This window comes from Stenotrophomonas sp. 05L44_2 (genome assembly GCF_056665995.1).
In genome coordinates, this window is the sequence record NZ_JBFTNR010000099.1 from 1 (window position 1) to 8,040 (window position 8,040).

Here is an 8,040-nt window from a genome sequence, read left to right on the forward strand (position 1 = left end):
CATCCGCGCCGAGGGCGACCTGCACATCGACGAGCACCACACCATCGAAGACACCGGCCTTGCACTGGGCCAGGCCCTGCGCGAGGCGCTGGGCGACAAGCGCGGCATCGGCCGTTACGGCTTCACCCTGCCGATGGATGAAACCCTGGCCAGCGCTGCGCTGGATTTCAGTGGCCGCCCGTATTTCGTGTTTGAAGGCGAGTTCAAGCGCGAGCGCGTGGGCGACATGCCGACCGAGCTGGTCCCGCACTTCTTCCGTTCGCTGTGCGATGCCAGCGGGCTGAACCTCAACCTGCAGGTGCGTGGCGACAACGACCACCATAAGGTTGAAGCCTGCTTCAAGGCCCTGGCACGTGCACTGCGGCCGGCACTGGCGCGGCAGGGCACCGCCTTGCCGACCACCAAGGGGGCGCTGTGAGCGAGGTCGTACTGATCGATGCCGGCGGTGCCAACCTGGGTTCGGTGCGCTACGCATTGGAACGGCTCGGTGCGACGGTGAAGCTGGTCCGCGATGCCGAAGGCCTGGCCGGCGCGCAACGGGTGATCCTGCCCGGCGTCGGCGCGGCCGGCCCCGGCATGCAGCGCCTGCATGCGCAGGGTTTGGTCGAGCCGCTGCGCCAGCTGCAGGTGCCCTTGATGGGCATCTGCCTGGGCATGCAGCTGTTGTTTGACCGCTCCGAAGAGGCCGGCGTGGATACGCTGGGATTGATCCCCGGCGTGGTGCGCAAGCTGGTGCCGGCCTGTGGCATCCGCGTGCCGCACATGGGCTGGAACCGGCTGCTGCCGCTGCGCCCGTCGCTGCTGCTGCAGGGGGTTCCCGAGCGCGCCAGTGCGTACTTCGTGCACAGCTATGCCGCGCCGCTGAACAGCCATACCGTCGCCGCCTGTGATCACGGCGGCCTGTTCACCGCCGTGGTCGAGCAGGGCCGCTACTTCGGCGCCCAGTTCCATCCCGAGCGGTCCGGCGATACCGGTTCGCTGATGCTGCGCAATTTCCTCGAGGGCACCGCTGCATGAGTTTCATCGTCTACCCCGCACTGGATATCCGCGACGGCCGCGTCGTGCGGCTGCGCCAGGGCGACTACGCGCAGGAAACCCACTATGGCGACGACCCGCTGCCGCGTGCGCAGGCATTCGCCACGCAGGGCGCACAGTGGATGCACCTGGTCGATCTGGATGCCGCACGTGCCGGTGGCTACACGTTGGCGCCGCTGTTGGCCGCGATCCGTGCGCAGACCCCGCTGCAGGTGCAGACCGGTGGCGGCGTGCGTGGCCGTGACGACGTGGCACGCATCCTCGATGCCGGCGCCAGCCGCGTGGTGATCGGCTCACTGGCGGTGCGCGAGCCGGCGCAGGTGATCGGCTGGCTGGGCGAGTTCGGCCCGGAGCGGCTGACCATCGCCCTCGATGCACGGCAGGACGCGCAGGGGCAATGGCAGCTGCCGGTGCATGGCTGGACCGAGAACGCGGGGGTGACCCTGGATGCGCTGGCCGAACGCTATGCACAGGCCGGCATGCGTCACCTGTTGTGCACCGACATCGCCCGCGATGGCATGCTCGCCGGGCCCAACATCAGCCTGTACCAGCACCTCGCAGCGTTGCTGCCGGGCGTGGCGGTACAGGCGTCAGGCGGTATCCGCGATGTGGCCGACGTGGCTGCGGCACAGGCCGCCGGTTGTGGCGGCGCGATCCTCGGCAAGGCATTGCTGGAACAGCGCATGGACCTGGCGGAGGCGCTGGCATGCTGAGCCGCCGGATCATTCCGTGCCTGGACGTGCGCGATGGCCGCGTGGTCAAGGGCGTGCGTTTCCGCGATCACGTCGACATGGGGGACATCGCTGAACTGGCGCAGCGCTATCGCGACCAGGGTGCCGACGAGCTGGTGTTCTATGACATCGGCGCCAGCCCGGAGGCACGGTCGGTGGACGTGGCCTGGATCGAGCGCATCGCGCGCCTGATCGATATCCCGTTCTGCGTGGCCGGCGGCATCGACAGCGTGGAGACCGCGCGTCGTGTGCTGTTCGCCGGTGCGGACAAGATCTCGATCAACTCGCCCGCGCTGGGCCGCCCGGAACTGATCAGCGAACTGGCCGAAGAATTCGGCGTGCAGTGCGTGGTGGTCGGTGTCGACTCGGTACGCGAGGACGACGGCCAGTGGCGCGTGCGCCGTTTCAGCGGCGACCCGGACAAAACCCAGGCAGTGCCGCTGCGCACGCTGGACTGGATCGTCGAGGCGCAGCGCCGGGGTGCCGGCGAGATCGTGCTGAACTGCATGGACAGCGATGGCGTGCGCCGTGGCTATGACGTCGAGCAGCTGCGCCAGGCACGTGCGCTGTGCCAGGTGCCCCTCATCGCATCGGGCGGTGCGGGTACGATGGAGCACTTCGCCCAGGCCTTTGACCAGGCCGACGTTGACGGTGCGCTGGCGGCCAGCGTATTCCACAGTGGCGCCATCGCCATTCCCGACTTGAAGCGCTACCTGCGCGAGCAGCAGATCGAGGTGCGGGATGTCTATTGATGTGCGGCCGTCGCCGCAGGCGCTGGAAACGCTGGACTGGGACAAGGGCGATGGGCTGCTGCCGGCCGTTGTGCAGGACGCCGACACCCTGCAGGTGCTGATGCTGGGTTACGTCAGCGCCGAGTCGCTGGCAGCGACGCTGGCCATCGGCCACATGACCTTCTTCAGCCGCAGCAAGCAGCGTCTTTGGACCAAGGGCGAGCAGTCCGGCAATGTGCTGGCGGTGCAGTCGATCAGCGTCGATTGCGATGCCGATACGCTGCTGGTGCTGGCGCGCCCGGCAGGTCCGACCTGCCACACCGGCGCGGAAAGCTGCTTCGACGGCGCACCGAAGGACTTCCTCGGTGGCCTGGACCAGCTGGTCGCCGTGCGTGAGGCGCTGCGCCCCTCCGGCAGCTATACGACGTCCCTGTTCGAAGGCGGCATCCGCCGCATCGCGCAGAAGGTGGGCGAGGAAGGCGTGGAGACGGCGCTGGCCGCGGTGGCGCAGGACGATGAGGCCTTGCTGGGCGAGGCGTCGGACCTGCTGTACCACCTGCTGGTGCTGCTGCGCGCGCGCGGGCTGTCGCTGGAAGATGCCCGCGACGTGCTGGAAAAGCGCCATCGTTAGAGGTGCGGTAGCGCCGGCCGCTGGCCGGCAACCCGATGATCAAGGGACGCCTGGTGGAATGCCGGCCAGCGGCCGGCACGACAGGAAAAGCGGCAATCGCGTGCGCGATGTCATCGCCGGAATCTACAATAGGCGGTCTCTTTTTCCCGGACCGCCCCCATGAAACTGCCTGCCGCCTGGCTGTGCTGCCTGTTGCTGACCTCGCCGGCCTGGGCCGCCGATACCGTGGTCAGCGGCAAGGTCTATCTGGAGCGTGACGGCAAGCCGGGCCGCGGTGCGACCGATCCGGGCCTGGCCGGCGTGCAGGTGTCCAACGGCGAAACCATCGTCAAGACCGCCGCCGACGGCAGCTACAGCCTGCCGGTGCGTGACGGGCAGACGGTCTTCGTGATCAAGCCCGATGCCTATTCCTTCCCGAAGGCCGCCGACGGCCTGCCGTCGTTCTGGCGGCACTACCGGCCGAATGGTTCTCCGGCGCTGAAGTACGGTGGCATCGCCGCGACCAGTGACGTTGCCCGCAACTGGGACTTCGCCCTGCAGAACGACCGGCATGACAGCCGCCGTGGTTTCCAGATGCTGGTGTTCACCGACTCGCAGACCGCCAGCCTGCAGGACATCGGCTACTACCGGCAGTCCATCGTGGCGCCGCTGGTGGGCCAGACCAAGGCCCGCCTGGGCACCACCCTGGGTGACATCGTCAACGACGACCTGACCCTGTACCCGGCGATCAACAAGGTCACCACCGAACTTGGCGTGCCGTGGTTCCACGTACCCGGCAACCACGACCTGGATGTCGACGCGGCCAATGATGCGCATTCGCTGGACAGCTGGCGCAACATCTACGGCCCCGATACCTATGCAGTGGAAGAGGGGGGCGCCAGTTTCGTGTTCCTCGACGACGTGGTGTACGACCCCAACGCCAAGCCCAGGTATGTGGGTGGCCTGCGCGAGGATCAGTTCGCTTTCCTCGCTGCCTACCTGAAGGGCCTGCACAAGGACCGCCTGCTGGTGCTGGGCATGCACATCCCGCTGTTCGATGCGGCACCGGGGCGCGAGACCTTCCGCCATGCCGACCGCCAGCGCCTGTTCGACCTGCTGAAGGACTTCCGCAACGTGCTGGTGCTCAGTGGCCACAGCCACACCCAGCAGCACGTCTATCACGGTAAAGCCGACGGCTGGCAGGGCGCCAGGCCGCTGCACGAGTACAACGTCGGTGCCAACTGCGGTGCGTTCTGGTCGGGCGTGAAGAATGCCGCCGGCGTACCGGACAGCACCATGAGCGACGGCACGCCGAAGGGCTATGCGTTGCTGGACGTGGCCGGCAACGGCAGCTATCGCCTGCAGTACCGGGTGGCCGGTGCGGCCGCCAGCGAGCAGATCGGCCTGCATGCACCGAAGGTGCTGCGCAAGGGCGCGTACCCGGCGTGGGGCATCTATGCCAACGTGTACATGGGCGAGGACGCCAGCGTGGTCGAGTACCGCGTCGATGGCGGCGCCTGGCAGCCGATGAAGCAGGTCAGCCAGCCTGATCCGCGCCTGCTGGTGGAGAACGTGGCCGACGACCTGGCTTCCACGCTGCGCGGCTACGACCGTTCGCCGGAAGCCACCGCCTCGCCGCACCTGTGGCGTGGCGCGTTGCCGACCGACCTGGCCGTGGGCAGCCACAAGGTCGAGGTGCGCTCCACCCAGCCCGATGGTGCGGTGTTCACCGCCAGCACCAGCTACAGCCTGCAGACCGCGCAGCCCTGAGCGCGGGCCGGGCTGCCATCACCAACTTCCATCACGAAAGGACGCAGCATGGATATCCGCTTCATGGCCGGCACCACCCCGGTCACCCTCAGCCGCCACTGGTTCACCGGCGCGATGATGCTGCAGAGCGCCAGCGAGAAGGTCTGGGTGCAGCATCCGCTGCATCCGGGCACGCACTTCTCGTTCTCGCTGGTACAGTCGTGGCAGCGCCATATCGCCGGCCATGAAGTGCTGGTGGAGCGGACCCGGCCGCTGCTGTTCGCCGGGTTCCGCCCGCAGCGCCTGCGGGTGCTGGTGGACGGTGTGCAGGTGGCCGAGCAGGAAGGCATGTGACCCGGGCGGCGCTGTCGTCGCGCTAGGCAAAGGCCGTCCGATGCCTGAGAATCGGCACGATTCAATCGATCCAAGCAGGCCAGCGTGAACGTTGCAGCAGTGTCCCCGGCGCCATCCGAGTCCGCCCGCAGCGGCGTCCCCCGCAGCCTGGTCGTCGCCGATGTCGGCGGTACCTTCGCTCGTCTTGCGTTGGCTGAGACCCTGCCGGGGCAGGCGCCGCGGCTGGGCAGCTACCGCACCTACGCCTGCGCCGACCACCCCAGCCTGGCGGCGATCCTGGCCGATTTCACCGCCAGTCTCGGCCAGCCGATGGCCAGTGCGGTGGTCGCCATCGCCGGCCTGCTCGACGGCGATACCCTGATCAATGCCAATCTGCCGTGGACGGTGTCGTTGTCGGCGACGCGCCGCGAGTCGGGCCTGCCCGACCTGCAGCTGATCAATGATTTCGAAGCAGTGGCGTTGGCCATTCCCTACCTGCAGGCCGACACGCTGGTGCCGCTGAATGGCGATGCCGATCCGGCCAAGACCTTCCCGGCACTGGTGCTGGGGCCGGGCACCGGCCTGGGCGCCGCGTTGCGCTTCGCCGATGGCGAGCGCCCGGTGCTGGCCAGCGAGATCGGACACGCTGCGTTGGGCGCCGGCAATGCGCTGGAACTGCATGTGCTGGGCCAGCTGCTGCAGCGCTGGCCGCATGTGGACAACGAACGCGTGCTGTCCGGCAGCGGCCTGATGAACTTGTATCCCTGCCTGTGCGAACTGCGCGGCGTGGCTCCGCAATGGACCAGCACCGAAGCGCTGATCGCGGCTGCGCGGCAAGGCGACGACGCGCTGGCAGTGGAAACCCTGCAGGTGTTCTGCGCCTGGCTGGGCAGCCTGGCCGGCGACGCGGCGATCGCCGTGGGCGCGCGCTCGGTGTACCTGGCCGGCGGCATTTCCACCCATGTGCAGGACTTCCTGGCCGACGGCCGTTTCCGTGAGCGCTTCCTCAACAAGGGGGTGCTGACCGACGTGCTGCGCCAGGTGCCGGTGTGGCGGGTCGAACATGGCCAGCTGGGTGTGCTCGGTGCCGCAGCCTGGCACGCAGCGCGGACCCCCGCGCACGATTGATCGGCGCTGCCGGCATCGGGCCGGCGGGCGCAGCATGCAGACGGAGGCGAAGATGGTGGATCGCAGGCAGTTTTTGCAGGCCGGTGCACTGGCCGCAGGCGTGGCAGCGTTGCCGGCGGTGAAGGCGCGTACGCACGGTGGCGCCAAGGTGGTCTCGACCTGGGACTTCGGCGTGCCGGCCAACCAGGCCGCGTGGAAGGTACTGGCGCAGGGCGGCAGTGCGCTGGATGCGGTGGAAGCCGGTGCACGCTGGGCCGAAAGCGAGCTGTGCAATCCCACCGTCGGCCATTGTGGCAACCCGGACCGCGACGGCGTGCTGAGCCTGGACGCCAGCATCATGGATGGTGACGGCCGCTGTGGCGCGGTTGCTGCGCTGGTCGACATCCTGCACCCGGTGTCGGTGGCCCGCAGGGTGATGGAGAACAGCCCGCATGTGCTGCTGGTGGGCGAGGGCGCCCAGCAGTTCGCCGTGCAGCAGGGCTTCCAGCGCCAGCACCTGCTGACGCCGAAGGCCGAAGCGGCCTGGCGTGAGTGGCTGAAGACCGAAAAGTACGCGCCGCAGATCAATGCCGAGCGCCGCGGTCTTCCCGGCAACAGCGATAACCACGACACCATCGGCATGCTGGCACTGGACGCCAAGGGCAACCTGGCCGGTGCCTGCACCACCAGCGGCATGGCCTGGAAACTGCACGGCCGGGTCGGCGACAGCCCGATCATCGGCGCCGGCCTTTACGTGGACAACGACGTGGGCGCGGCCACCGCCTCGGGTGTGGGCGAAGAAATGATCCGCAACGCGGCCTCGTTCCTGGTGGTCGAGCTGATGCGCCAGGGCCGTTCGCCGGCACAGGCCTGTCGCGAAGCGATCGACCGGGTGGTGCGCAAGCGACCCGAAGCCAGCCGCACGCTGCAGGTCTGCTTCCTTGCCATGAACAAGCAGGGCGAGGTGGGTGCCTATGCACTGCATCGCGGCTTCGTCTAYGCGGTGTGCGATGCGCAGCGCCAGGATGACCTRCGCGACTCACCGTCGATCTATACGAGCACGCAGGCGTGAGCGCRCGCCTGACGCTGGAGATCGCCAGCAATTCGGTGGCTTCGGCGTTGGCCGCGCAGGCCGGTGGYGCAGATCGCATCGAACTGTTCGACAACCTTGCCGAAGGCGGTACCACGCCGTCGTTTGCCAGCATCGCCATCGCCCGCGAGCGGCTGCAGATTCCGTTGTTCGTGCTGGTGCGGCCGCGTCCGGGGGATTTCCACTACGACGCGCTGGAAACCGAGCTGATGCTGCGCGACATCACCCAGTGCCGCGCGCTGGGCTGCGATGGCGTGGTGATCGGTGCGCTGGATGCGCAGGGCGATATCGACCTGCCGCTGTGCCGCGACCTGCTGCGCGCGGCCGGCCCGTTGCAGGTGACCTTCCACCGTGCCTTCGATGCCGCGCGCGATCTGCCGGCGGCGCTGGAGCAGGTGATCGGGCTGGGCTGCCAGCGGGTGCTGACGTCCGGCGGCCAGGCCAGCGCAGACGCCGGTGCCGATGTACTGGCCGCGCTGGTCGCGCAGGCGGCCGGCAGGATCAGCGTCATGGCCGGCGCAGGGCTGGGCCCGGGCAACATCGCCGCCGTGGCGCGGCAGACCGGCTGTCTCGAGCTGCATGCCTCGGCCAAGGGGAAACGACGTTCGGCCATGCAGTTCCAGAACCCGGCCCTGCGCGGGCTGGACCCGGACT

9 protein-coding genes and 1 pseudogene are annotated in these 8,040 nt (G+C 68.5%); all 10 read left to right on the top strand.

What is annotated here, in order from left to right:
- A pseudogene (locus tag AC1VAN_RS05345) lies at positions 1-418 on the top strand (bifunctional histidinol-phosphatase/imidazoleglycerol-phosphate dehydratase); the annotation flags it as partial.
- On the top strand, positions 415-1,017 hold the full coding sequence (gene hisH, locus AC1VAN_RS05350) for an imidazole glycerol phosphate synthase subunit HisH (RefSeq protein ID WP_025874829.1): 603 nt from the start codon (positions 415-417) through the stop codon (positions 1,015-1,017). The pseudogene AC1VAN_RS05345 and the gene hisH, both read left to right, overlap by 4 nt.
- Complete coding sequence (gene hisA, locus AC1VAN_RS05355) at positions 1,014-1,748, top strand: 1-(5-phosphoribosyl)-5-[(5-phosphoribosylamino)methylideneamino]imidazole-4-carboxamide isomerase (RefSeq protein ID WP_032975531.1); 735 nt, start codon at positions 1,014-1,016, stop codon at positions 1,746-1,748. The genes hisH and hisA overlap by 4 nt, the downstream gene beginning before the upstream one ends.
- Entirely contained in the window at positions 1,742-2,518 is a 777-nt protein-coding gene (hisF, locus tag AC1VAN_RS05360; protein ID WP_442251201.1) for an imidazole glycerol phosphate synthase subunit HisF, read from the top strand. Before hisA ends, hisF begins: the two co-directional genes overlap by 7 nt.
- Positions 2,508-3,128, top strand: a complete 621-nt coding sequence (gene hisIE, locus AC1VAN_RS05365) for a bifunctional phosphoribosyl-AMP cyclohydrolase/phosphoribosyl-ATP diphosphatase HisIE (RefSeq protein WP_025874822.1) — start codon at positions 2,508-2,510, stop codon at positions 3,126-3,128. The genes hisF and hisIE overlap by 11 nt, the downstream gene beginning before the upstream one ends.
- A gap of 159 nt (positions 3,129-3,287) precedes the next feature.
- On the top strand, positions 3,288-4,877 hold the full coding sequence (locus tag AC1VAN_RS05370; RefSeq protein WP_032975528.1) for a calcineurin-like phosphoesterase C-terminal domain-containing protein: 1,590 nt from the start codon (positions 3,288-3,290) through the stop codon (positions 4,875-4,877).
- A 48-nt stretch (positions 4,878-4,925) separates the two neighbouring features.
- The gene (locus AC1VAN_RS05375; RefSeq protein WP_025874818.1) at positions 4,926-5,210 is read left to right on the top strand and encodes a hypothetical protein; all 285 of its coding nucleotides are present in this window, start codon (positions 4,926-4,928) and stop codon (positions 5,208-5,210) included.
- A gap of 84 nt (positions 5,211-5,294) precedes the next feature.
- On the top strand, positions 5,295-6,317 hold the full coding sequence (locus AC1VAN_RS05380; RefSeq protein WP_032975527.1) for a glucokinase: 1,023 nt from the start codon (positions 5,295-5,297) through the stop codon (positions 6,315-6,317).
- A 52-nt stretch (positions 6,318-6,369) separates the two neighbouring features.
- Entirely contained in the window at positions 6,370-7,368 is a 999-nt protein-coding gene (locus AC1VAN_RS05385; RefSeq protein ID WP_059064083.1) for a glycosylasparaginase, read from the top strand.
- Positions 7,365-8,040 (top strand): copper homeostasis protein CutC (locus tag AC1VAN_RS05390; protein WP_480985405.1); only part of this gene is annotated, 676 nt, incomplete at its 3' end. The genes AC1VAN_RS05385 and AC1VAN_RS05390, both read left to right, overlap by 4 nt.

Excerpts from the sequence above, each read along its gene's own strand:
- hisA (WP_032975531.1), top strand. The coding sequence starts at position 1,014 with ATGAGTTTCATCGTCTACCCCGCACTGGATATCCGCGACGGCCGCGTC.
- hisF (WP_442251201.1), top strand. The coding sequence starts at position 1,742 with ATGCTGAGCCGCCGGATCATTCCGTGCCTGGACGTGCGCGATGGCCGC.
- hisIE (WP_025874822.1), top strand. The coding sequence starts at position 2,508 with ATGTCTATTGATGTGCGGCCGTCGCCGCAGGCGCTGGAAACGCTGGAC.
- AC1VAN_RS05370 (WP_032975528.1), top strand. The coding sequence starts at position 3,288 with ATGAAACTGCCTGCCGCCTGGCTGTGCTGCCTGTTGCTGACCTCGCCG.
- AC1VAN_RS05375 (WP_025874818.1), top strand. The coding sequence starts at position 4,926 with ATGGATATCCGCTTCATGGCCGGCACCACCCCGGTCACCCTCAGCCGC.